This window comes from Acidithiobacillus marinus (assembly GCF_002847505.1).
Lineage (GTDB): Bacteria > Pseudomonadota > Gammaproteobacteria > Acidithiobacillales > Acidithiobacillaceae > Acidithiobacillus > Acidithiobacillus marinus.
Genome location: NZ_MXAV01000036.1, coordinates 28,958 through 53,143, shown reverse-complemented (window position 1 = coordinate 53,143; position 24,186 = coordinate 28,958). Strand labels below are relative to the sequence as shown.

Annotated in this window: 28 protein-coding genes; 3 read left to right on the top strand and 25 right to left on the bottom strand. The window is 55.2% G+C overall.

Going from position 1 to position 24,186, the window contains the following annotated elements; translation table 11 throughout:
* From B1757_RS09805 to B1757_RS09780, 6 genes are read right to left on the bottom strand one after another with little or no spacing between them, the layout of a single operon-like run.
* Window positions 1-216 carry a DUF1858 domain-containing protein gene (locus B1757_RS09805; protein ID WP_101538144.1) on the bottom strand — a complete coding sequence of 72 codons (216 nt, stop codon included), beginning with the start codon at window positions 214-216 and terminating at the stop codon, window positions 1-3.
* 1 nt (window position 217) lies between these two features.
* Window positions 218-607: a Rid family detoxifying hydrolase gene (locus B1757_RS09800; RefSeq protein WP_101538143.1), complete on the bottom strand. Its 390-nt coding sequence runs from the start codon at window positions 605-607 to the stop codon at window positions 218-220.
* A 14-nt stretch (window positions 608-621) separates the two neighbouring features.
* Complete coding sequence (locus B1757_RS09795) at window positions 622-2,901, bottom strand: RelA/SpoT family protein (protein WP_172437664.1); 2,280 nt, start codon at window positions 2,899-2,901, stop codon at window positions 622-624.
* Window positions 2,885-3,160 carry a DNA-directed RNA polymerase subunit omega gene (rpoZ, locus tag B1757_RS09790; RefSeq protein WP_101538142.1) on the bottom strand — a complete coding sequence of 92 codons (276 nt, stop codon included), beginning with the start codon at window positions 3,158-3,160 and terminating at the stop codon, window positions 2,885-2,887. Before rpoZ ends, B1757_RS09795 begins: the two co-directional genes overlap by 17 nt.
* 27 nt (window positions 3,161-3,187) lie before the next feature.
* Window positions 3,188-3,826, bottom strand: a complete 639-nt coding sequence (gene gmk / locus B1757_RS09785) for a guanylate kinase (protein WP_101538141.1) — start codon at window positions 3,824-3,826, stop codon at window positions 3,188-3,190.
* Window positions 3,827-3,832: 6 nt separating this feature from the next.
* Window positions 3,833-4,696: a YicC/YloC family endoribonuclease gene (locus B1757_RS09780; protein ID WP_101538140.1), complete on the bottom strand. Its 864-nt coding sequence runs from the start codon at window positions 4,694-4,696 to the stop codon at window positions 3,833-3,835.
* Window positions 4,697-4,929: 233 nt separating this feature from the next.
* On the opposite strand from B1757_RS09780, the gene B1757_RS09775 reads away from it, so the two are divergent.
* Window positions 4,930-5,307 carry a hypothetical protein gene (locus tag B1757_RS09775; RefSeq protein WP_101538139.1) on the top strand — a complete coding sequence of 126 codons (378 nt, stop codon included), beginning with the start codon at window positions 4,930-4,932 and terminating at the stop codon, window positions 5,305-5,307.
* Here the strand turns inward: B1757_RS09775 and B1757_RS09770 are convergent.
* Window positions 5,287-5,814, bottom strand: coding sequence for a TlpA disulfide reductase family protein (locus B1757_RS09770; protein WP_101538138.1), 528 nt, complete (start codon window positions 5,812-5,814; stop codon window positions 5,287-5,289). The genes B1757_RS09775 and B1757_RS09770 overlap by 21 nt on opposite strands.
* 92 nt (window positions 5,815-5,906) lie before the next feature.
* Here B1757_RS09770 and B1757_RS09765 point away from each other — a divergent pair, with 92 nt between their 5' ends.
* Together B1757_RS09765 and B1757_RS09760 are read left to right on the top strand one after the other, a co-directional pair.
* Entirely contained in the window at window positions 5,907-6,521 is a 615-nt protein-coding gene (locus B1757_RS09765) for a BMC domain-containing protein (RefSeq protein WP_101538137.1), read from the top strand.
* A gap of 5 nt (window positions 6,522-6,526) precedes the next feature.
* A complete protein-coding gene (locus tag B1757_RS09760; protein ID WP_101538136.1) occupies window positions 6,527-7,102 on the top strand; it encodes an NUDIX hydrolase in 576 nt (191 codons plus the stop codon).
* An 84-nt stretch (window positions 7,103-7,186) separates the two neighbouring features.
* Here the strand turns inward: B1757_RS09760 and B1757_RS09755 are convergent, their stop codons facing one another.
* The 18 genes from B1757_RS09755 to B1757_RS09670 form a co-directional block, all read right to left on the bottom strand.
* Complete coding sequence (locus tag B1757_RS09755; RefSeq protein ID WP_101538135.1) at window positions 7,187-7,993, bottom strand: CbbQ/NirQ/NorQ/GpvN family protein; 807 nt, start codon at window positions 7,991-7,993, stop codon at window positions 7,187-7,189.
* A 17-nt stretch (window positions 7,994-8,010) separates the two neighbouring features.
* A complete protein-coding gene (locus B1757_RS09750) occupies window positions 8,011-8,337 on the bottom strand; it encodes a P-II family nitrogen regulator (protein WP_101538134.1) in 327 nt (108 codons plus the stop codon).
* Complete coding sequence (locus tag B1757_RS09745; RefSeq protein WP_101538133.1) at window positions 8,334-11,483, bottom strand: DUF2309 domain-containing protein; 3,150 nt, start codon at window positions 11,481-11,483, stop codon at window positions 8,334-8,336. The genes B1757_RS09750 and B1757_RS09745 overlap by 4 nt, the downstream gene beginning before the upstream one ends.
* Window positions 11,468-12,241: a hypothetical protein gene (locus B1757_RS09740; RefSeq protein WP_101538132.1), complete on the bottom strand. Its 774-nt coding sequence runs from the start codon at window positions 12,239-12,241 to the stop codon at window positions 11,468-11,470. The genes B1757_RS09745 and B1757_RS09740 overlap by 16 nt, the downstream gene beginning before the upstream one ends.
* 1 nt (window position 12,242) lies before the next feature.
* The gene (locus B1757_RS09735) at window positions 12,243-13,931 is read right to left on the bottom strand and encodes an NADH-quinone oxidoreductase subunit 5 family protein (protein WP_101538131.1); all 1,689 of its coding nucleotides are present in this window, start codon (window positions 13,929-13,931) and stop codon (window positions 12,243-12,245) included.
* A 36-nt stretch (window positions 13,932-13,967) separates the two neighbouring features.
* Window positions 13,968-16,322, bottom strand: coding sequence for a nitric oxide reductase activation protein NorD (locus B1757_RS09730; RefSeq protein WP_101538130.1), 2,355 nt, complete (start codon window positions 16,320-16,322; stop codon window positions 13,968-13,970).
* Between the two features lie 91 nt (window positions 16,323-16,413).
* The gene (locus tag B1757_RS09725; RefSeq protein WP_101538129.1) at window positions 16,414-16,629 is read right to left on the bottom strand and encodes a hypothetical protein; all 216 of its coding nucleotides are present in this window, start codon (window positions 16,627-16,629) and stop codon (window positions 16,414-16,416) included.
* Window positions 16,626-17,255 (bottom strand): AAA family ATPase, encoded by a 630-nt coding sequence (locus B1757_RS09720; RefSeq protein WP_101538128.1) that lies wholly within the window; start codon window positions 17,253-17,255, stop codon window positions 16,626-16,628. Before B1757_RS09720 ends, B1757_RS09725 begins: the two co-directional genes overlap by 4 nt.
* Before the next feature lie 5 nt (window positions 17,256-17,260).
* The gene (locus tag B1757_RS09715) at window positions 17,261-17,545 is read right to left on the bottom strand and encodes a hypothetical protein (protein WP_101538127.1); all 285 of its coding nucleotides are present in this window, start codon (window positions 17,543-17,545) and stop codon (window positions 17,261-17,263) included.
* Between the two features lie 13 nt (window positions 17,546-17,558).
* A complete protein-coding gene (locus tag B1757_RS09710) occupies window positions 17,559-17,999 on the bottom strand; it encodes a ferritin-like domain-containing protein (protein ID WP_172437663.1) in 441 nt (146 codons plus the stop codon).
* A gap of 5 nt (window positions 18,000-18,004) precedes the next feature.
* Window positions 18,005-18,343 (bottom strand): alpha-carboxysome major shell protein CsoS1, encoded by a 339-nt coding sequence (gene csoS1, locus B1757_RS09705; protein WP_010637882.1) that lies wholly within the window; start codon window positions 18,341-18,343, stop codon window positions 18,005-18,007.
* A gap of 87 nt (window positions 18,344-18,430) precedes the next feature.
* Entirely contained in the window at window positions 18,431-18,727 is a 297-nt protein-coding gene (csoS1, locus tag B1757_RS09700) for an alpha-carboxysome major shell protein CsoS1 (protein ID WP_101538126.1), read from the bottom strand.
* Window positions 18,728-18,783: 56 nt separating this feature from the next.
* Window positions 18,784-19,080 (bottom strand): alpha-carboxysome major shell protein CsoS1, encoded by a 297-nt coding sequence (gene csoS1, locus B1757_RS09695; RefSeq protein WP_101538125.1) that lies wholly within the window; start codon window positions 19,078-19,080, stop codon window positions 18,784-18,786.
* Window positions 19,081-19,123: 43 nt separating this feature from the next.
* Window positions 19,124-19,360, bottom strand: coding sequence for a carboxysome peptide B (locus tag B1757_RS09690; protein WP_253253807.1), 237 nt, complete (start codon window positions 19,358-19,360; stop codon window positions 19,124-19,126).
* A gap of 11 nt (window positions 19,361-19,371) precedes the next feature.
* Complete coding sequence (csoS4, locus tag B1757_RS09685) at window positions 19,372-19,623, bottom strand: alpha-carboxysome shell vertex protein CsoS4 (protein WP_101538123.1); 252 nt, start codon at window positions 19,621-19,623, stop codon at window positions 19,372-19,374.
* Window positions 19,620-21,173 carry a carboxysome shell carbonic anhydrase gene (locus B1757_RS09680; RefSeq protein WP_101538122.1) on the bottom strand — a complete coding sequence of 518 codons (1,554 nt, stop codon included), beginning with the start codon at window positions 21,171-21,173 and terminating at the stop codon, window positions 19,620-19,622. Before B1757_RS09680 ends, csoS4 begins: the two co-directional genes overlap by 4 nt.
* 53 nt (window positions 21,174-21,226) lie before the next feature.
* On the bottom strand, window positions 21,227-23,779 hold the full coding sequence (locus B1757_RS09675; protein WP_101538121.1) for an alpha-carboxysome scaffolding protein CsoS2: 2,553 nt from the start codon (window positions 23,777-23,779) through the stop codon (window positions 21,227-21,229).
* Window positions 23,780-23,844: 65 nt separating this feature from the next.
* Complete coding sequence (locus tag B1757_RS09670; RefSeq protein ID WP_101538120.1) at window positions 23,845-24,177, bottom strand: ribulose bisphosphate carboxylase small subunit; 333 nt, start codon at window positions 24,175-24,177, stop codon at window positions 23,845-23,847.
* Window positions 24,178-24,186 lie beyond the last annotated feature (9 nt).

Below are 24,186 nucleotides of genomic sequence, written 5' to 3'. Positions count from 1 at the left end.
TCAGTCGCTATGGAGCAGAGCCTCGCGCCGGGCCCAGGCGTTGAGGATTTCGTCCATATCCACCCCATGCATGCGCGCCACTCCCGCCAGGGTTTCCCGGTCGGCGATGAAGCATTCCCCACAATGAATGCCGCGCTCTTCCAACAGGGTCACCAGTACCGGGTGCTCCTGCAGCAGCACACGCATGGGCTGGGCCAGCAACTCTGCGCGGTCCATCTCAGTCAGCTTTGCCCAGGGCGACAATACCATCGATTTCCACCTGGGCACCCCGGGGGAGTGCCGCCACCTGGACTACCGCCCGGGCCGGATAAGGCTGGGAAAACTCCGCCTCCAACGCCTGGTTGACCTCGCTGAAGTGACTGAGATCCGTCAGAAAAACCTGCAATTTGATGGCCTGCTGCAACTTCGTCCCGGCGGCGGCACATACGGCCTGAAGATTATCCAGCACCCGCCGGATCTGCAAGGAAAAGTCCCCTTCCACCATCTGCCCGGTATGGGGATCCAGCGGAATCTGTCCTGAGAGGTAAAGCAAGCCATTATGGGTCATGGCCTGACTGTAGGCGCCGATGGCCTGGGGTGCTGCATCACTGTGTACGGGTACTGGCATAAATTCTCCCTGAGTTAGTTTTTGACCCGCTGGACCCGGGACACCATGGGCAAACTCCGCAAACTGCGCATGATTTTGGCCAGATGATCCCGGTCATGGGCCAATATGGTAAAGGTGATTCCGGTATAGAGTCCATCCTGAGGCTCGATATCCACATGATCGATATTGGAGTCTTCATCGGAGATCAGAGTCGCGATTCGCGCCAGCACCCCGCGCGCGCTCTCGGCCACGACCCGAATGGTCACCGGGAAATCGCCGTGTGCCTCGGGGTCCCATTGCACATCCACCCAACGATCGCGCCGCTTGCGCCATTCACGGATATTATGACAATCGTGGGTATGTACCACCACGCCCTTGCCGGCACTGATGAAGCCCAGAATAGGATCCCCGGGGATGGGGCGACAGCAGCGCGCCAAAGTGACGGGCAAGCCCTCTGTACCCCGGATAAGGAGCGGCTTTTTGGTCGCCCCATCCCGGTTGAGACGACTGGGGAGCAGTTGACTTACCGCCTGCCCGAGACGCCGCGCGGTCTGTGCCAGACGCCCCCGGTCATCCTCTTCGGGTAACAATTTGTGGGCTACCACCAAGGGAAACATTTCTCCCATACCGATGGCCGCCAGCAACTGCCCTTCATCCTGGACATTGAAAGTGGTCAACACTCGCTGCAAATCATCAGGCAGTATTTGTTGGTAATCTCCACCCAGACTCTGCAGGGCTTTATCCAGAAGATTCCGGCCCAGGGTTTCGGCATCTTCGCGTTGAATGGTTTTGAGATAGGCGCGCACACTACTTCGCGCCTTGGCAGTGACTACCACATCCAGCCAGCCAGGCTGAGGATGGGCAGATGCGGCAGTGACGATATCGACCTTGTCACCATTACTCAAGAGACTGCGCAGCGGAACATACATATCATTGATTCGCGCTGCCACCGCCTGATTACCAATGTCCGTATGCACGGCATAGGCAAAATCCACCGCCGTGGCCCCGCGCGGCAGACTGAGAATTTTTCCCTTAGGGGTAAATACATAAACCTCATCCGGAAAAAGATCGAGCTTGACGCTTTCGAGAAACTCCTGGGAGTCCCCGCCCTGGGTTTGCAGCTCCAACAGCCGTTGCAACCACGCCCGAGCCTGGGATTCGGCGTGGGCATGGTTCATGCCGGTTTTGTAGAGCCAGTGTGCAGCCACACCGGCTTCTGCCACCCGGTGCATGTCTTCTGTACGAATTTGGACTTCTACCGGATGTCCGAAGGGCCCCAGCAAGACCGTGTGCAAGGATTGATAGCCGTTGGATTTGGGAATCGCGATATAATCCTTGAAACGCCCGGGAATGGGACGATACAGACTATGTATGATCCCCAGCACCCGATAACAGGTATCCACATCAGCGACAATCACCCGGAAGGCATGCAAATCCAAAATAGCACTGAATGCCATGCCTTTTTTCTGCATTTTGCTATAAATGCTGTAGACATGCTTTTCCCGACCGCTCACCTGGGCTTCAAATCCCTCCTGATGCAAACGGTCCAGAAGCGCCTGTTCGATTTTATGAACCGCTTCCTTGCGGTTGCCACGGGCCGCCTTGATTGCCTCATTGAGAGCATGCCAGCGTTTGGGATACAGGTGGGAAAAAGCCAGCTCTTCCAGCTCGATTCGAATCGCGTGAATCCCCAAACGCTGGGCAATAGGCGCGTAAATATCGAGGGTTTCCCGCGAAATCCGCCGCCGTTTTTCCGGGGTCATGACCCCCATGGTGCGCATGTTGTGCAGGCGATCAGCCAGTTTGATGAGCACCACCCGGATGTCCCGGGACATGGCCAGGAACATTTTGCGAAAATTTTCCGCCTGGGCTTCTTCCCGGGTTTCAAAACGCACCTGGCCGAGCTTGCTGACACCATCGACCATTTCTGCCACTTCCGGGCCGAATTGTTCGGCCAGACTTTCCTTGCTGATTTCGCAGTCTTCTATGACGTCATGCAGCAGAGCGGCTTGGATAGTAAAAATATCCAGTTGCAATTCTGCCAGAATACAGGCGACCGCCACCGGATGGTGAATATAAGGCTCGCCACTGCGACGGGTCTGCTCTCCATGAGCTGCGAAGGCCAGCGCATAGGCGTCCCTCACCCGTACCACTTCCTCCGGAGACATGTATCGTTGTAACAAGGCACGTAAAGGTGCACAGGGATCATCCAGGGCCGGTTTCACTGGTGGCAGGCGCAATACCTCTCCTACCCCGGCGGCCAACGGCAGCGCCGGGACGGGAACCACTTCCACCGCATCAGGCGCTGGCGACATCCTCTGCTCCAGCTAAATCACGACCAGATGCACCGGGGAAATTGGGCAGCGGTGGTGGCATCTGCTCGTCCAGAATGGAACGAGTGACCAAACCTGCCGCCACTTCCCGCAGGGCCACCACCGTATTCTTGTCACGCCCCGGTTCCACACCGGGAACCGCGCCCGACGCCAACTGCCGAGCACGCCGCGCGGCCACCAGAGTCAGTTCAAAGCGATTAGTGACGTTTTCCAGACAATCTTCCACAGTTACTCTTGCCATTGACCTTATTCCTTAGTTGATCCTACGTTAATCCTGTATACCCAACAGATCTTTCAGACGCTGGTGCTGGGCATGCTGCTGGCTACCCAAGCGCAGATGCTCCGCATGGACAATACTGCGCAAATCGTCCAGCGCCGTGTCAAACTGGTCATTCACGACCAGATAATCAAATTCGTCATAGTGCAGCAATTCCTCACGCGCAGCGGCCACCCGCCGGGCGATGACCTCTTCCGAATCCTGGGCCCGCCCGCGCAAGCGAGTTTCCAGAGCCGCCAAAGAGGGGGGCAGTATGAAAATACTGACCGCCTGTCCGGGCAAGCGTTCACGCACCTGGCGTGCGCCCTGCCAGTCGATTTCCAGCAATACATCCATGCCCGCAAAGAGCTGACTTTTGACCCAGGGTTCACTGGTCCCGTAACCATTCCCGTGAACCCGAGCGTATTCCAGAAACTCCCCACGCTCGGCCATTTCGCTAAACCGCGCCATATCGACAAAATGGTAATCTGTACCATCCACTTCTCCGGGCCGCGCGGGCCGGGTCGTATAGGAAACAGATGTCCGAAACTGCGCAGTAGCGGTCACCAACGCCCGCGACAAACTGGTCTTACCCGCGCCGCTGGGCGCCGAAATAATCCACAGGATACCGCGTTCCGGTCCATTCGTCATGATCTTCTACTCCACATTCTGCACCTGCTCCCGCATTTGTTCGATCAATACTTTCAGCTCCACCGAGGCGAATGTCACTTGGCTGTCAGCAGCCTTGGATGCCAGGGTATTGGCTTCCCGATTCAGCTCCTGCATCAGAAAATCCAGGCGGCGCCCCACAGCCTCGCGCCGCGCCAGTATCCGCCGCAGCTCCGCCAGATGGGTGTCGAGACGATCCAGCTCTTCTGCCGTATCTTGGCGCTGCAAATAAAACACAATCTCCTGTTCCCAGCGCTGCGGGTCCACCTGCACGGCGAGATCAGCGAGCCGGGCCTGCAAACGCTGGCGCAAGGCCGTTTCCATTTCCGGCAAATGCGCGCGCAAAGCCCGGGTCTGTTCGGCGACCGCTTCTACCCGACTCAACAGAATCTGGGCCAGCGCCGCACCCTCCCTTTCCCGTGATGCCTGCAATTCAGCAAGTGTGCTGTCCAGTAAGGACAGCACTTCTTCTTCGAGCATAGTGCTGTCGCTTCCAGCGCTTTGCACCAATCCCGGCCAGCGCAACGCCTCCAGCGGATTAAAGGTCGTATCATGCAGATTCCAGCTCTGCAACAATTCGCTATATACCGTTTGCAATTGCCTGGCCAGATCGCGGTTGAGACGCAACCCGCCACCTTCGACTTCCTGAAAACGCAGCCAGACATCCACTCTACCGCGCAGCACGGATTTCTGCAGACGGGCTCGGATGGCACTTTCATATATCGAAAAACCATCGGGCAAGCGCAAGTTAATATCCAAGTAGCGATGGTTGACCGTCCGCAGCTCCCAAACCAGGGTTCCCCAGTCGCCGTGCCTTTCACTGCGGGCAAACCCCGTCATGCTTCGAATCATCAGAACTACTCCATCCACACAGCCGACCAGAATGAATAATTAAACTAGCATAAGCCTGCAGTATCAGCTATCCGTCAAGCGTTGTCGTAAAAACATAATATAATGACATATGATCATACCTATTGACGCCTCCGTCACACTGGACTATACCTTAAATGTTGTCTCTGAAAATGCCTAAAAGCCCATAAATCTACTGATGATTTCAAAACATATTCACAACGGGAGAGTGTCCAATGGTTGCCATGCAGGAAATGCTGTTTGAATGGGACGAATGGAAAGAGCGAGCCGTCGCCTTGGGCGTCGCCGAAGACCTGGCTGAACTCGGCAAAAACCTGATGCGAGATGCATACATGCAGCGCTGGCCGGAAATCGTTTTGAGTGAGTGCGGCTGGGATGACGATGGTTTTGGCATGCTCGCCATGGCGCGGGCAAAACCCGCAGAAACCCGGCGGCACTGGGAGCGCCTTTATGCACAGTATCATCGTCGTCCAAGTTGTCCTCTGGCGTCATCCCAGGCGACAACAAGAGGCAAGGCTCTGGCCCCACTCCACTCTTCGCCACGTCCATCCGACAGCGTCCCGCCACGTTCCTCAGCGCGATATCCAGAGTAACTGACCGACAATCACAGGCAGGGAAATCGCGCCCACGTAGCGGCCTACAATCTGTCCCTGTCCATTGACCAGCAGGGAGGTCGGCGTCAGCGTGACGCCACCCAGAATGTGTTCGGCCGCACCTTCCTGGTCAGCATACAGAGGATACGCCATACCAAAGCGGGAACGGGCTGCAGCAATGGCTTGGGGCGTGTTTCCGGCAACGGCCACGCCAAGCACCGTAAATCGTGGGCCGCCAAACCATTGTTGCAGCCAGTTCAATGCGGGAATTTCGGCAATGCAGGGTGGACAGTCCGGGGCCCAGAAATTGACCAGGGTCACCTGATGCTTCTTGGGATGCAAGTGTATCCACTGGCCATCCAGTTTTTGCAGAGTCAACACTGGCAAGGTCGCTGGCGTTGTGCCGGAGTTTTCTCCGCGCCACTGGGTCCAGGCGTAGACCCCGGCGACCACGAGGACAATAAGCCCCAGATCCAGCACCCAGCGGCGCAGACGATGCTTTCCCAATAGGATCTACCTCTTCTCAATGTACACAAAACAGACTGGAGCGATGCGCCGAATCCCGCTATAATCATTCGACTATATTCGAACCCTGGCCCATGATTCAACTTCGTACTTACGTCTATATCGACTCCCTCCAGCCGCAACTCGCCGCATATATGGCTTCGGTATCCCAAGGCTTTTTGCCGGTGCCCGGCGATGCAGCCCTGTGGATTGAAGTGTCTCCGGCCATGGCCATTCACCGTCTGACGGACATTGCCCTGAAAGCCACGCGCGTACATCTTTCCCAGCAGGTTATAGAGCGTGAATTCGGGGCCATGGTCGTCCACCATCGTGATCAGAGCGATGTGCGCGAAGCCGGCCGGGTGGTCTTGCAGCGCATGGGGGCCAGTCAGCAGGATCGTACCGCCTGCAAAATCACCTGGAAAGAAATCATCCGTGGCATGATGCCGGATCATACAGTCCTCATAAACCGTCAAGGTCGACGAGGCTCCATGATTCTCCCGGAGCAAAGCATGTTCATCCTTGAAACAGAACCGGCGGGTTACGTCATTTATGCCGCCAATCAGGCTGAAAAAGCCGCGAATATCACCCTCGTTGATGTCCGTGCGGTGGGTGCCTATGGACGACTGACCATCGCTGGCAAGGAAGCCGATGTGGACGAAGCCGCTGCGGCTGCCGTTCATGCGGTGGAAAACCCTTCCTGGACGTGATACCTATGGATCGCCACGCCCTGCAAACTCGTTTATGCCAATACCGCAGTCACTACATTGAAGAACAGGCTTATGCCCGCCGGGGCTGTCATCTTTTACAGGATGATCCGGATTGCTTTTTTCGCGAGGGAACAGGGCTACATGTGACCGCCTCCACCTGGATTCTCAATCCCGCCCGCAGCGCCACCCTGCTCATGTTGCACCGCAAGCTGGAACAGTGGTTTCAGCCCGGTGGTCATGCCGATGGCAATGAAAATGTGATCGCGGTAGCACTGAAAGAGTGCAGCGAAGAAACCGGAATTACCGAGGCAGACATTCACCTGCTGGATCCCGCCATATTCGACATTGATATTCACCGAACACCGCAACGGGGCAGAGAACCCGCCCACCAACATCTGGATATTCGCTTTCTGGTGGAAATTGACGATCGCCTTCCCCTGGCAGGAAACAGCGAATCTCATGCCCTGCGCTGGATCCCGTTACATGAGGTCCATGCTTATAACAAAGGGCTTTCCATCCACCGCATGCTAATTAAAAGCCAGGAATGGCTTCGTCAGCAAAGAATCCAGGGCTTGACCTAGCCTCAACTGCAGTTATTACCAGCAGAAAGCAGCCACAGCAGGCGCTGCTCTCAATATAGGTAACGCGCTCAACGGGATAATGGTTCAGAAAAACGTGCTGACTGCCGCGTCCAGCGCATCTCGCATATCCGGATCATCGGTAATGGGCCGTACCAGCGCCATGCTGCAGGCGGCTATGGGCGCCACCCCTTTCTGAATCAACGCACCGGCATAAATCAGCATACGCGTTGACAAGCCCTCATCCAGACCATGCCCTTTGAGGTTGCGTGAGCGTTCCGCAATGGATACCAGCTTTTCCGCCATATCATCGGATACCCCCGACTCATGGGCGACGATCACCACTTCAATATCGCGCTCGGGATAGGAAAAATCCAAAGCCCCAAAACGCTGCTTGGTGGACTGTTTCAGATCTTTCATGGAGGACTGATAGCCGGGATTGAAGGAAATCACCAGCTGAAAATCAGGATGAGCCTGAATCAGTTCGCCCTTTTTATCGAGAGGCAAGGTACGGCGATGGTCAGTCAGGGGATGGATGACCACCGTCGTATCCTGCCGGGCTTCAACAATTTCATCCAGATAACAAATGGCACCTATCCGTGCCGCTGTGGTCAGGGGACCATCCTGCCATTTGGTGCCGTCCTTATCCAGCAGAAAGCGACCCACCAGATCAGAAGCCGTCATGTCTTCATTACAGGCCACACTGATGAGAGGACGCTGCAGGCGCCAGGCCATGTATTCAATGAACCGGGATTTCCCACAGCCAGTGGGTCCCTTGACCATCATCGGTAAACGCGCCGCATACGCTGCCTCGTACAAGGAAATTTCATCATGCACTTCCTTGTAATAAGGTTCTTTTTCGATCAGGTATTGTTCTTTTGAATCACTATTCACTGTAACACCTCTTGCAATCAATTCTTGAATTTGACCAGACGGCTGACCTGGATATCCGTCACAAACACGACACCGGTATGTTTCTCAAAAAATGGCGCAAAGCCTTCCAGAATAGGCGATACCAACTCTTCGGGAACTGCCACGATTATCATGATCAGGACATCATCTTCATTGAACATGACATGGCCTTCATAAATACCGTGACTACCTTTTCCGGATAAATTACCGACGATGGTATATCCCTTCACCCCGGCCCTGTCGAGCAGGTCCGTAGCAAAATCCTTGTGGGCACCTTCCATGATGACTTCAAGTTTTTTCAAGGGGCTCAGATTCAGCGTGTTCATGCAATTTCCTCCAGAATGGTCTGACTGTCAGGGGTGACACTCCGTTCTTGCAAATGGAAGGCGCCATCTTCCAGAACGTAAGCACGATACTCATCTTCGGGATCCATGAGAATGACCCGGACCCAGCCGCCGCCCAGCAGCGCCTTGATTTTCACCAGATTGCCGACAGAACGTTGGGCAAAAGCCACCGGCGCCTCGACCAGCACAATCAAGCGTACCGGCTCATGATAAGGCTTGCCATCCTTGAGTACCGTCTGGGTGGGCAGGCCCGTACGCAAATCACTCTGGTTGCCGGTCATCACCGCAAAACGCCCGGCAACATTGTGATAGACCTTGCTGCCGCTACCATAATGCTCTGTATCCACCACCGAAAAATAATGTTCCAGGTTGATCCATTCGCCCACCACCATGGGACTGGCCAGAATGGTTTCCAGCAAACGTCCCTTGGGATCCAGACGATAATCGTAAGAGTGGAGAAAAGCGCGGCTTTCCAGATCCAAGCCTTCAGTCAGTGCACGCCGGCCGACAATCGCGTAGACATTGCGGGTCAAACCCCATTCCGGACGCACCTGGGACCAGTCATGGGTCTGGCGCAGGGCCATGGCTGCCGCTGCGTAGGGATCCTGAGCCAGATTCTCGGACCCACCTAATGTTGGCATGCGTTCTGCTGCAGAACGTCGGGTGGCGGCCGACAAGCCATTGCGCAGGCGCTCCAGATAAAGCAAATGCCGGGCAGGCAACAAATCCAGATCAAACAGCTCTACCGCATCGGAAGTCGTATTGTGCACTGCGGGCAGGAACCAGGTATCGTCCGGAATGACAATACCTTTGTCCCGCAAGCGACGGCGCACCTCGGGTTTGTTGGCCATGGCGGCGAATACCCGGGCATTGGGAAGCCCCTTGCCACCCCCGCAAGCTCCACAATCCAGGGCGGACTCGTAGGGATTGTTTTCGGTTTCGCTCTCATGCCCCACCAACAGCACAAAGCGTGAAAAATTACGGTTCATGCCGATCAACAGCAGGGCCTGGGAAATGTAGCGGACCTGCTCATCCAGACTGAAACCGATGCGCCCCAGTCTTTCCATCTGCAGACTGGATTCGTGCCTTTCAACCCGGTAAGTATCCCGTAACTTCTGGATGAATTCCGCTTCCTGCTGAGCAGAAAATTGCATCCGCTGGGCCAGGGCACTGGGTCCGGAAATATGCTCCAGGGCGATTTCCCGCAGCTCCTTGACATCATCATCCGTCACTTGATCCCGGGGTACATTCCATTCCTTGATCAGCGCACGGACAATCATGGCCCGTTGCACCGCCCGTAAAATGGAATCCGCCTGATCCGGGCTCAGTTTGTCCAGGAGCAGTCGCGTCACCGGCTTTTCCGCATGCAGCTTGTTGTGGAGATGGTGATAAGTGAGCGGCGCAACGGTCTTGCCGATCAAGCCCAGACTGAAGATGAGCCCCACCGCTTCCACTGCCACAAAGGGAGACAGTACCGAACTTTTCAGCTCGTGGAGCACATGCTCCAGAGCGCCGTACAGAGGCTCTTCTTCCAGTTCCAGTTCGGCGGGAATTTCCACGACCAGGTTTTTAGGTGTCTGGATGGCCGGGCAGAGATGGACTTCTGTACCCCGCCCGTATTCCAGAAAGCTGATAGGCACCCCAAAAAAACCGCCAATACCAAAGGTCTGATAATCGCCGATGGCCTCCAAATGGCGGCGCATGGGCTCTGAACGCACATCAATGCACATCAGCGCCTGGGCAAAGGGACGTTTCTCCACTGCTTCCTGCTGGTGGGGAATATGGATGCGGTTCACCAATGACTTGATGTAATGGGACTCCATGGATCGCAGCCAGCAGAAGCCTTCGCCCTTTTCCCAGGCGCGCAGGATATTCAAAAACTGATCAAGTTGTTCCGGAGACATCGCCAACAATTGCGTTTCTGCTTCTGCGCCCATGGCCCTAGCCAATCGCAGCAGATTATGGACCTGCCGTTCACCCTCCCAACGGGTTTTGGCTGCAACGTACTGCTGCCCAACCCGGTCAAAGCTGGGTCGTTTGCGCCGCGCCAGCATGTCTTCTACCTGTTGTGCCCAGGCTGGCAAAATCGTGCCGGTATATAATTCCAGGCGTAAATAGGCAGATAGTGGATCCGCATGAACGAAATTCTGGATTTCCTCGGCATTGGCCGGGCAACCCTGATGGCGAACGACTTCCTGCAGTAAAGCCATACCCAGAACCATGCGAACCGCCAGAAAATCCGTCAGATCCGCCGGATACTGCTCCGCCCAGTAATAATGCTTGGCCGTACTGCGATAACGGATAAAACCTGCCCAACCATGCAGGCGGGTCAATTGACGGGTAATATATTTTTGCCAGGAAGCTTCTGGTACTCGTAAATCCCGGAGAATATGGGCAACTACGCCTTCAGGGGTTTGTTCCGATTCGAGCAGTTGCCGCAAATGCATGCCCCGCAGGAAAAAACGCACATTATGCTGAGCCACCTCTTTCCACGCAGCAAAAAAACCCTGTTTCCGACCCGGTGACTGCCAGGCGGACTGGCCTTCGTCAAAAAAGTCCAGACAGCTTTTCACCAGCAAGTCATCGAGAGTACTGCCAATATCCGTCCCGAACAGACGATCCACGTTGGCATAAACAGGGCCATCCAGGGCAATTTTGTGGGCAAGGATCTCTTGCAGTCTTGCTTTTTGGCGGGCAGCATCCGGATCTGTGGCTTGTCCATGGAGCGCAGCATGGAGCACATGGCCATCCAGCCAATCGGTCTTCGGCACCAATTGCTCACTTTTGCAAAGGGTCATAAGGGACCAGAGCCAATGCTCCATGGGTATTTCCGGCAAGGCATCACCCTGCTTTTCGAGAAAAGCCTGCATGTACTTGCGCAGCGCAGCTTCATCCACCTTTCCGGCTTGCCAGTATTCCTGGTATTCACTGCGCGACAGGTAGCCCCGCCCATGAAACAATCTGTTCGCTTCTTCCACGGCCTCTTCAAAGGGCAGATGCTCAAGACCAAACAAAGGATTATGATGGATGAAAGTGCGCATGGGCCAAAACCGGGGAATCGGCTCACTGGCCACATAAATCATCGTCCGAACTTTCAGACGATCACCCAAAGTCAGTTGATGATCCATATGCCCCCCCAGAACAATCCGACCAAAGCAAATACTCCCAGAGTCAGGCCACCCAGCCAGGTTCCACCCACACTCAAATCATCTACCGGTTCTCCGCGATAAATGCCAAAAAGCAGATCCTGCAAAAGCCGTCCTACTGTCCATCCCCAAAGCAGCAGGACCAGCAGCAACAACGGCATCCAGCTGATGGGTAAACTCGCCATAGCCTGTAACAAGGCAAAAAAGTTGGGAAAAACGGGTGTGGCCGTAGCCGCCAAAGCTGTCAGAGACATCAGCACCGAGAGACGGGGCATAACCCGGGCAAATCCCCCGGTCAAACCCAGATAGGAACCACCGGTTCTTTGGGTCAGAATACCTGCCCATAGCAACATTAAAGCGGCAGGTATGGACCAGGCCAGCACAAAAAACTGCACATCCCAATACCTTGGCAGCAAACCCACCAGTAGCCAGGTCAAGGACAATCCAGAAGTGGCCATCAAACGTGCCCAAATCTGCACATCCCGGGTGCCTGCGGCACGGTAGGCATACAAAATCGCTGTAAATAGTGCCAAGGCCCGTAAGGTTTGCGGCATTTCCTGACCAAGGCTCATCCAGGCCCCGGATTTCAAGAGCAGCAGGAGGCCCAGCTGGGGTAAGACGAGAACGGCCAGCGCGCGCGCCCAGGCTCCCGGCGCGCTCACCAGCAAGCGATTAAAAATCCAGCTGAAAGGAAACCAGGGAAGTAATGCTCCGGCGATTATCCAAATGATGATATGCATATCAGCACCACCGTAACAGCACATTGAGACGCCTTGCCCCGTTCAACAAAACCTGGGTCAAACGGGCGTAGAGATCATTCACATAGAGCTCCCTGGACAAGAGGGCATACATGGCCAAGTACACACCACGCCAGCGACCCTGATCCGCACGGTCCCACCACCCGCTGGAGTCTGCTAAAAAAGTGAGCGCCCAGGCCCCCACAAAAAGCAGGGCCAGGATGATTACCAGCACGTCAAAGTAGACAATGTTGATACTGGCCGCATTATACAGTTGATAAGCGCCTCCATGCGGGTACAGGAAGTGTCCAAAATAATGGCTGATCAAAGTATACCCGATGACGACCAGCACAAAGGACCCCAAAATTCCGCCCATCAGGCGCCATGGATTGGAATGGGTCATTTTGTGAGTGGCAAATAAGGCCTGTGCGCCGGTCACCCAGCCAAAAAACAGCAATATGATCACGCCCTGTTCATGCAGAAGTCGTGTTGAAACGAAAAGATGAGACAAGCTGAGCACCACTACCGGAACAATAATGGTCAATGCCGCAGCGGCCAGCCAGGGCAGGCGCGAAGGCTTGGCCGGGCGCCGTTCAACGATGGAGGTGTAGACCGGATCCGAAGGCACACCGTCGTGCTCCCGGGCTTCGCCGATAATATTTCCTGCACCCAAAAACAGTGAGGCCTTGAAAAACCCATGCGCGATCAAATGAAAAACCGCCAGAGCAAAAGCCCCCACACCACATTCCATAACCATGAAGCCCATCTGTCCCATGGTCGAATAGCCCAGGGAGCGCTTCACATCATTTTGTATCAGCATCATCGCCGAACCCACCACGGCGGTAATCAGTCCGACGATAAAGACGAAATGCAGCACGATACTGGCATGCTCGAATACTGGAAAAAAACGGTTGAACAGGAATCCCCCCGCATTGACGATACCCGCGTGCATCAAGGCCGAAACCGGCGTAGGACCATCCATAGTATAGGGTAACCAGCCATGGAGCAGGAACTGGGCAGAGCGGGCAAAAGCCGCAAAAGCGAGGAGAAAACCCACCAGTTCGGGCACGGACAAACCCCAGAAAGCAGGCACATGGGAATGCATCTGGAGGCGTTCAAAAATATCCGGCAAAGAAATGGAATGATAGGTTCTGATCAGGATAAAAGCGGCCAGCCAGAGAGGGACATCACCCGCCCGGTAGGTGATTTGCGTCCAGAAGGCATAGCGACCGGCTGCGGGGCGATCGGTGTCATGGCCCAGCAGAAAATACAGCACCACCCCCACCAGAAACCAGGCCACCAGGAAGGTAATCAGATCTGCAGCCGACACCATGAACAGAATCGTCGCCGTCATTAGGTCCAGCAAAGCAAAAAAACGGGTGTAATTAGCCTCTTCGACCATGTAGCGCACCGAGTACATATGCACCAGCAAACTGATTCCGCAAACAAAGCTCCACATGATCAGGGTCAAAGGATCCAGCCAGATACTCCCCCAGAGAGTGCCGATAATTTCTACCCGGGAGAAACCGCCCAGGGCATAGGTCACAAGCTCCACCAGGGCCAACAAAAAAGTCAGCAAGGTTAGAAACACGCTGATCCGGGCAGCGCCCTTGCGGGCTTTGGGCATGAACACAAAAATGATCAGCGCCGACAATACCGGCAGAAATGGAATGATAATTGCCAATTCACCCATGTGCACTCCCCCCTCTGATGCGCCCATATTCTGAAGTCATTTGGTCATGGATATATAGAGTTGTGGTAATTTTTCCGGCAGCTTGTCCACATGGTCCAGCACCAGATAATTGCGCTGCCCGAAAATCCGGGAAACATATTCATCGGCATAAGGATCCAGAGACAGACAAAAAGTCCGGATACCCTTGCGGTTCAGTTCTTCAACGGCTTTTTTGGTGTCGAAACGCAAATACTGCGGATCCCGCACATCATTATCGGCAGGCTCACCATCCGTGAGCAGCAGAATGAGCTTTTTCTGACTGGCCCGCTGATCGAGGAGATGACCCGCGTGTCGCAACGCCGCCCCCATACGCGTTGAAAGCTGTCCGGTCATGCCAGCAAGGCGGCCTTTGACCTTGTCATCGTAGGGTGCGTCAAAGTCCTTGAATTTATAAAACTCCACATCATGACGACCATTGGAATCAAACCCACAGAGCATATAAGGATCACCAATCCGCTCCAGAGCCTCGGCCAGCAAGGCTGTCGCCTCTCTGGCCAGATGCAGGACGCTGACATCGCCTTCGCTCCGGGTACGCAGCAGATCATTGGTGGATTCGGACAGATCCACCAGTAACATGACCGACAGATCACGGATATTCAGTCGGGTGCGAATGCCAATCCGGGGATCGGGCTGCTGTCCCATACGGATATCGGTCATCGCCAGAATCGCCGCATTGATATCAATTTCGTCGCCATCCTCAACCTTGCGGGTGCGGACCACACCCTGGGGTTGCACCGCTTCAATCAACTTGCGCAGTCTTTGTACCAGCGGCTTTTGCTGCTCCAGCATGCCGTTGATTTCAGCAGGGTCTCCCATTTTCGGATGCTTTTCATACACGGTCACCCATTGCGGGCGTTCCAGTTGGGTCTGGTAATCCCATTCGGAATAATTTACCGGTTGTGATACCGGTGCCTTGCCTTCTTTTTCGTTGAATGTCAGCCCATCATCATCGTAAAACTCCGTCGAGAGCACCCAGACTTCCTGGGCATCGTCCCCGGCGGTTTCCACATCAACGGCGTTAATCATTTCCATGATGTTGACATATTTGCGCACCTGGGCCTGACCACCAGACAGAGGATCACCGCTCCAGTCTGTCCCCGGTGCTGTCCAGAGATAGCGATTGTCGTCACGATAAAAACTCTCAGACTGATCTTTCTGTACAGAGTAATTCCAGCCCGCCTGCTCAGAGGCTTCGGCCAGTTTTTCGGCAGCGGCCATCAACACATCATTCACATCCTCTTGCGCTTCCCGGACGCGAATAAATGCTTCGCGGGCCTGGGCCACAAAAGGATGTGCATCCACATATTCGGCATCCAGCAGGGCAAGACTGATACGATCCATGATCGCTACCGTGTCAGGTTCGGATGCCTGTTCGATACAGGCGGGCAACCGCCCCAGTTGCTGCCACAGGGGGAACAGGCCAGGAAATTTCTGCACGGCCAGATGTTCTACCCGGGCATCTTCCAAAAGACCAATCCACAAGCGTTGCAGGGGCTTGGCCAACTCAAAACGCGGATCATATTTGGAAAAGACCACATGGGCAGCAGCATGGGCGGCAGCGGCGCGATACAGTTCCAGAGCCGCTGTTTTTTCACCCCGGGCATTTTCCACGTCATCATAAGCATCAGGCACATGGATGAAATAGTTTTCGATGTAGGGCTGATACCCTTCCCGGGTTTCGTAATCCCCCGAGGTCGGGCGCAGAAAAAAATCGCGGCCCCACAGTGCGCGCAAGTACATGATCAAACGCCGCTGCACATCAATGAACAGAACACCACGCCGCTCCTGCTGGAGCACCGCCAGGGATTGTGGAGTACTGAGACCGAAAAATTCCACCTGGGCGGAAAAATCATTGCGATAGGCAGAAATGCCCCAACTCGCCCAGCGCCGCAATCCGCCCAGGGTCATTTTTTCAAGAAGCACTTCAATTTTGCCCAACATGGGGCGCACACCGCGCGGTGCCTGGGCAAGCAATTGATCCAGCAACAATAAATAGCCACGGAATAATTCCAGCTCGCCCAAACGCCGGGCAACAATGGGCGCACTGGTAAAAAACAGCGCCAACACTTCCGCACTGGTTTTGGAAAACATGCGAATTGCCATGGAGAGCATTTCGAAAACAGCCTGCTCACCGATTTCCCGGGCCACTTGGGGAGCACTTTCAATAAAAGCCAGTACCAAGTCAGAACCACGCCCCAATGCCTTCAGGCTACTGGCTCCCTGCAGATAGGCTTCCAGGCCACGCCGACCAAAAACCCTGGCGGCTTCATGCCAGTTCGCTTCCAACACTTCCGAGGCGTGAGGTCCAAGATCTTCCAGTATTTCCGGGTAATCCGCCAACTGAATCGCCATACCGAGCTTACCCCGTTTTTATCGTAAGCCATCCCAGGCCTGTACTATGCACATAGGCAAGCCCAAGAGGGTGCAAGATGAAAAAAGTCAGTCAGTCCGGCCAGATGCGTTGGGGATTGATTTCACGACCACCGCCGTCATTCAGATCACTCAAGACCGGAGCGACTTTAGGGGCTGTTTTCGGGGCAGGCTTCTTGCTGGCAGCCGGTTTTTCTGCACTCGCCGGTGTCGTGGTGGATGCAGCAGTCGGACTCCGCCGTCTGGGACTCTGGATACTCGCGTTGAGTTTGTTCTCCAAATTGCTCATTTCAAGATCTCCTCAATAATGCCTTCGAATTCCTGTACAGCAGTTGTTGCCCGCTTGCCCATCTGATACACGCTTTTGCCTTCGATGGCGGCATTCCGGTAAATGGCCCGGCGCGCCACCTGAACCGGCAAAACCGTCAGCCCCAAGGCCTGAACAGCCGACTCTGCCGCCCGGGACAAGGCACTGTGGTTTTCCACCTGATTGAGCACGAATGCCGCATGCCGATCCCGCTTGTCGGCGTGCAAGGCCGAAATCACCTCGACACTGCGCTGGCTCGCCCATAAATCCAGGGGCGAGGGCAGTACCGGCAGCAAAACCCAGTCCGCCATCGCCAGCACTTCTCGGGTAACGGGACTCTCCAGGGAAGGCGGACAATCAATGACCAAAAAGGTAAATTTATCGGCAGATCCAGGATCGTGCTCGGACCAGTTTTGTACCGACAAGACATGCTCTTCTGATTCTGCCGCCCAATCAGCCCAGTCACCCAGACTGCCCTGGGAATCGGCATCCAGCAGCAAAGTTGCGCCTCTTCTGGACAAGCCCATCGCCAGATTCCAGGCGAGGGTGGTTTTCCCGCAGCCACCTTTGGCATTAAACAGGGCAATCCGTATGACTGGTTGAGGCATGCGGGTCAAGACTCCCGTGTCTGCTGAGCGCTATCGTCCGCAGCTGCAGCAAATTTGGCGCGTTCAGGATCTACTGCGTCGTTTTCGAACTGAATGGCGATCACAACGTATGTCTTGGCGAAATTGAGGTTGGGATAATAACCCAGCTTTTCGGACACTGCGGTTAACAAATCCAGAAAATGACGGGTTTGCGCATAGTTGGCAAACGCATAACGCTTGCTCCATCCCAGCGGATGACGCTGAATTTCCCAACCTTCGGGAGCCTGCAAGTTCTGGAGATCCTGATTCACTCATCCCCCATTGTCAGTCTAGGCGCCCCAGCATTTCAGCCAGGGACTGCAGATGGCCTTCTTCATCAGCACGAAGGTGGGCAAACACCTCAGCAGAAGGAAAATCGCGCATACGCTCGGAAAAATTCTGGGCTTCGCTATACAACTGCACGGCAGAAAACTCCAGATCCTGATCGTGGGTGAGCATTTCCCGCAGATCCCTACCCGGCCGAGGGGGACGCAATTGCGCACCCGTCGGCGCTATACCCATCAACAAAAGCTGTTGACTGAGCAGACCGGCATGATCCAGCTCCTCCCGCGATTCGTGACGAAAATATTCGGCCCAATCGGCCATCCCCCACAACGCGCAGAGGCTTGATTGAGTCCGGTACTGCTGAACTGCCGTGTACTCATGCGTGAGTGCACGGGTGAAAAACCCAATGATGCGGGGATGATGATTACGCATCACATTCATGGGATTCAGCTCAGGTTACCGGTGACATCACCATCACGCCCACTGCCATCGGCACTGGGAGACTGAGGTAAAATATGTTCCACCTCAGTATGTACGCGCGCTATGATATGCGCTGCGACCAAACCATCACCGACGCGTTCACAGGCATCTGCACCAGCACGCACGGCAGCATTCACCGCACCAGTCTCACCGCGCACCAATACCGTGACATAACCCCCACCCACAAATTGGCGGCCAACCAGACGCACTTCTGCCGCCTTGGTCATCGCATCTGCCGCTTCAATGGCGGGAACCAGACCACGTGTTTCAATCATACCCAGAGCAATACCCGTAAGTGCTGCCATCTGTGTCTCCTTGATAATATTGAATTCTGCCAGGAAGGGCGTAGCAACTACGCCCGCTCACTCGCGTTCATTCCTCGACAATACTTATTAGGCTGTCGGGGCTTTGGGCAGAATATGTTCTACCTCGGAATGGACACGGGCAATAATGTGCGCAGCGACCAGACCGTCACCAACGCGTTCGCAGGCATCGGCACCAGCGCGCACTGCAGCATTCACTGCACCCGTTTCACCGCGCACCAGGACGGTCACATAACCACCACCGACAAACTGACGGCCAATCAGGCGCACTTCGGCCGCCTTGGTCATCGCATCCGCCGCTTCAATAGCCGGCACCAATCCACGGGTTTCAATCATACCCAACGCAATACCTGTTACTTCAGCCATTTCTTCCACTCCTCAACATGATAACGAAAAATTCGGGAACAAAATCTGCCACGACCTTAAGCGGTAGCGGTTTTCGGCAGAATGTTCTCTACTTCAGAATGCACACGCGCAATGATGTGTGCTGCTACCAGACCATCACCCACTCGCTCGCAGGCATCGGCACCAGCGCGGACGGCAGCATTCACTGCACCGGTTTCGCCACGCACCAGAACGGTCACATAACCACCGCCGACAAACTGGCGGCCAATCAAACGCACCTCGGCGGCCTTGGTCATCGCATCCGCCGCTTCAATAGCCGGCACCAATCCACGGGTTTCAATCATACCCAACGCAATACCTGATACATCTGCCATTTGCACCCCTCCTTACGAGAACAAAACCCAATACCGGGACCGTTTAAGGCTCCCAAAAGTCAATAATTCCACAGATGGTCAAATCCGTGTGAATCGCAAAATCACCCGCCGCATAGCGTGCTGCCGTCCCTGCCACCGTAAACACCCATTTACCAGGTGGCACACCCACGGGATCGGTTGCCACGATGAGTTTCCCCATCGAATCAGCCAGAACCCGCAACGAACTTTGTTTCAGCCCCGGAACCCGACGGGTTACCACCAGATCCGAAACCACCTGCATAATCTCCACGACTACAGAGGATCCCAGTTATCGATAATGCCAATAATGGTGAGGTCCGAAGGATAGTCTTTACTGCCAGCTGCTTCGCGAGCTGCCGAAGACGCTACACAAATCACCCAGTCACCGGGAATACAACCAATGGCATCCACGGCCAGAGAGCGGGGCCCACCTTCTTTTTCCTGCACAACCAACAAGGGACGGTGCCCCATTTCCGCAATGCGGTTGGTCGATACCAGGGTTTTCTCCACACGCATGATTTTCATGGGAGGGACACCTCCTCCAATGGGCTGCCCAGTTGATGATTCTGAATACTGCCATGCAAAAAGAGCATTCCTGCTGACAATAATTCAGCGTAACGCACCCTAATGGCCCCAGAAACCCGCTGCAGCTTAGCGATAACCCGTTCCTTGTGCCCAGGGACGTTTGCATCATAGTAGTAGTGAATCGCCATGGGTATAGGCAAGCCCTGTTCCACGTTCAAATGCCGGAAAATCTTGACACCTACATCCAGATCTGCGGCACCTTCCTCCACCGTATCCAGACGCGCGAAGTAAGCGAGATTGCGAACCTGTAATTCCTGAAAACCATCACCGATGCTGATGAAGCGTTCGCCATGTCCTTTATCGGGATACCAGCCCCCGTAATTCTCCGCAACATATTCAATCTGGCTCAAATTATTGATGAGCAGATTGGCAATCAGACGCCGCATGCCATCATGGGGCTTGCCTTCGCCCTGCCCCCAACCGCCTACATCACTGGCGTTTTCAATGGCTTCATAAATGGCAAGGCGGGCTTGATCCGCGTTCATGCCCAGCGTGTTTTTGTAGATCTCGGCATTATCCACGAAGCGGAAAAGGCTGAGATCACCCCGGCTGTCCGGCACATGAATACGGATCGCATCCGTATCCGTATCCAGGCCAATCAACAGAATATCCGTGCTGGCACCACAACAGAAGGCATTTTCAATACCCTGGCGAAACTGGTTCAGCCGTTCGAGGGCCGCTTCCATGGCCACTTTTTCATTACTGTGGTGAGCAGCACAGCCCTGATGGGTGGGATCCAGAGAACTACCATGGTATACCGCCACCTTGAGGTACCGGGTACCACTATCGGAAGTGCTGGGATACCCCTCCCGGAAACGCCGCAGTTCAGCAGCCTGCCAGTCGAGGATGTCCGACTCCACATCGAACAGCGTTCCCGCAAATGCCGAGCGCCGTAACAGATTCGAGGCAGGCAGTCGTAAAATGTAGGGAAACAGTCCTTTCAGGCGTCCATCGGCACAGGCGGAAACATTCACCGCGTGAAAACCACAATCCACCAACAATGCATCCAGACTTTGACCATCGGCCTGTTCCTGATGAATACGCTGGGAAAACTGTTCCACGCCCGCGACCAACGCGGCAAAAACGCTGGAACTATACAGCATGGGAATATTCACTCCCCGTATCCAGGAATTTTCCAGTACAGCTGTGGGAAACACGTGCCCCAGACGCTGTTCCGCCAAGCGATTGGCCTGCTCCGTAAAATCGCGCAAGCCACTCAATGCAGCCACATCTTTCAGGACAGGAACTATTTCATCGAAGCGTTCCTTGATGGTGTTTTCGCAACGGGCAAGGCGCGCATTCTCTGTGATGTTCGCGAGAGGATGGTGACACTGGCGATCCGGCAGACTGGCACAGGCGGGATGCACTGCCGCCTGTCCATCTGCCTGCAAGGGAACCTGGATACGTTCAACCTCGGCAAACTGCCGTGCCATGGGCACGGTTTGCCCCCCAGGGCCGCCACGCAAGCGCCTGATTTTACGAGTATCCATGCTTCAGACCTGAACCCGCAGCTGGTATGTGCTTATCGTTGAAAAACAAGGCATCATCCTCGGGCACCCCCGGAGTAAGTCACCAGTGAACCCCGGGTAGAATTTCCGCTACTACCCGTCAGCTTCGAATCACTGACCGCAGCAGACAATGCCTGCCCCTTGTTGACGCCCGCAGACATCACACAAATTCTGGCATCACCGCGTTGCGTGGGATTCCGCTTTTGCGCCCAGTGTCCCTCCGTTCCGGTCACACGTTGACTCCGGCTCCAATCGTCGCCGGTAATCTGCCAAGCCCCCCGTTCCGGGACTGCAGCTTCTGGAGCAAAGGTTTCTGCTTGAGCTGCTACTGCAGGCTGCAGAGCAGGCGCCGAATTTTGCGGAGCCTCACGGGTCCGGAACTCCGGCGTACCCGTAACCAGACCTCTCGCCAGATTCACCGGACCAGTGACCCGATCATTCTGGTCGGCGCCGTTGCCGGTAATGCGACTGGCAAACTGTCGCGACGGTGGAACAATACTGAATGCCTGGGCACGCGTTTCCGCCATCTGGGCAGGCTGAGGGGGTACGGCTGGCGCCACAAACCGTGTACTGGTTGGGGTTGTCATTGATGCCGGTGCCGCCACACCCTGTGCCATCGCCTGCTTTTTGAGCGCACAATTACTGCAACAGGCAGGCTCTGCCGTCGCCGGGGAGACAGCAGCATCTCCTCTGGGTAAGGCATTAGATGAAGGAGATATATCCGCCATACTGCTGACAGGCTCTCCGGAATAGGGAGTTCCTGAAATTGGCAGATCAGCGCCGGCTTCATTACCGGTCACACTCTCTGAGGGCTCCAGCACAGGCCCACTGACCAGTAGGCCCGTGGCAGTTCTGGTTAAGCCCACTTTGGGAGCTTCAGCATGTGGAGTGCTCTCACACGCAGTATAGTGCTCTGCTCCATAATATTCCGTACCGGTGACGGGCAAGCACTCTCCACGCTCGTCACCAGACATTTTTGGGTGTGCACTGACTCCTGTTCCGGTCAGAGTGGTTCCTGACAAGCTGGACATCATGCCCACTTTATCCACACCGCCACCGCAAAGATTGGCTACGGCATAACCCGTACCTGTCACCCGCTGGCAGCTCCCGGGCTCATTACCAGTCACCTTTTCAGAACGGTCTACCAGGTTACCGGTAATCCGTTGCCCTTTGTCGGTACTACTGATACCTACCTTGGCTGGAACCGGTTCCGGTGCCGCCGTACGGCAGAGCGACTGAAAGGTTTCCTGACTCAGATATTCGGTTCCCGTCACCGGCCGGCATTCTCCGGAATCCAGGCCGGTGATTTTCGGTGAACTATCCACTGCGGTGCCGGAAATCATCTCACCGGCAAATGTGTGGGTCTGAGCAACTTTTGTCGGAGCCCCGTTAATGGTCATCCGCGCCACACCAGCATCAGAATACTGTGAACCAGTAATCCGCTGCTGCACACCGGATTCTGAACCTGTCACAGCGACGGCCCTGGCTTCATCAGAACCACTGATAGGCAGGCGCTGTTTGGCCGACATACCCATAGCCACCTTTTGGGGATGGGCGGGGAGTTCCGACTGGCAAAAAGCACCAAAGTTTTCCATGCTCAGGTATTCCGTCCCCGTCACCGCAGAGCAGGTACCGGCTTCATCACCAGTCACTTCGGTGGAACGACCCAATTGCGTGCCCGAAACGGACTGGCGGGTCGACGTGCTTGTCACCCCTACCTTGGCAGGATTGGCTGCCGGGCGGGTGGCACAGAAACTGGCAAACTGGTCCGTGCCCACATACTCCGTACCGGTAATTCCGCGACAGGAGCCGGCTTCATTGCCAGTCACCGAAAGTTGTCGGGACACCTGGGTTCCAGTGACTTCCGAACCGGATAAAGTGGTATCGGCTTCGACTTTCTGAGGTGCGCGATATTTCCGTGACCGCAGCTGACCAGCAGCCTGGGCAGGTTGGGCACGACCCCGGCCATGTTCCGCCTGCTCCTGACGATGAAGACGGGCAAATTCACGGCCGCTACCATTTTGCAGATAGCGCAGCCGAGCTGCTGCAGAACTGAGTCCACGCATCACCGTCAATGCCACTTTCCCTTTTTGAGAAAGCGTCTGCCGCCGCGCTTTGCAGAGCTGGCGCACCGAATTTTCCCGCCAAGCGAAATCCGTGGGGTTGCTATCGACCATTTCACAGACAGAATCCAGAAAGGATTCTTCTACACCGGGAATCAAAGCTGGCTCCGCGTTTTCAACCACAGTAACCGGTTGATTGTTTTCTGCAGACGCCATACGACGACGCCCACGCGGGCGCCGCTCTTCCGGATCAGACCAGCATTGCGCACCTGTACAGCGTAATGCACGATGAGCCAGTGCCGCTTCTCTTCCCGAAGGTTTTTGCGCCATGTTCTCGATTTGAATGGATGGGGACATCACCACAGCAGTGGATTCTGTCCGCATCGTTGGGGGTACAGACTTTGGCTCAGCAGCTGCTGGCACTGACCGTGATCTCTCGGTTTGCTTGCGCACGGCCTGCTGGCGCCGCATCTTCTGCGCCAAAGCCCGACCACGCAAGTGACCGGAAGCGGATATTTCAGACATATTGCCTCCCTTGGAGTTACCGCCGTGCAAGTTGAACACGGCGGCATCGTCACTGTTGCTCCTGATCAGGAGCCCCGGTACACCACAAATGCCAGACCCTGGCTCTGGGTGTAGTTGTCGTAACCGATCAACTTCACCAGATGACCCGGATATTCGCGGTGGCAGGCTTCCAGCTCGGCCAGAATGGTATCCACACTTCTTTCACCAAACATGGGGAGCTTCCACATGTACCAGTAATGCGTGAACGAACGACTGGGCTCAACATGCTCTACGGCTGGGTTCCAGCCCTGAGAAACAATGTACTGAATCTGAGCCCGGATCTGTTCCGCAGACATGGGGGGCAGGTATGAAAATGTCTCATACCGGCGGACTTGCTTGTAATCTTGCACATCGGCCATGACGACCTC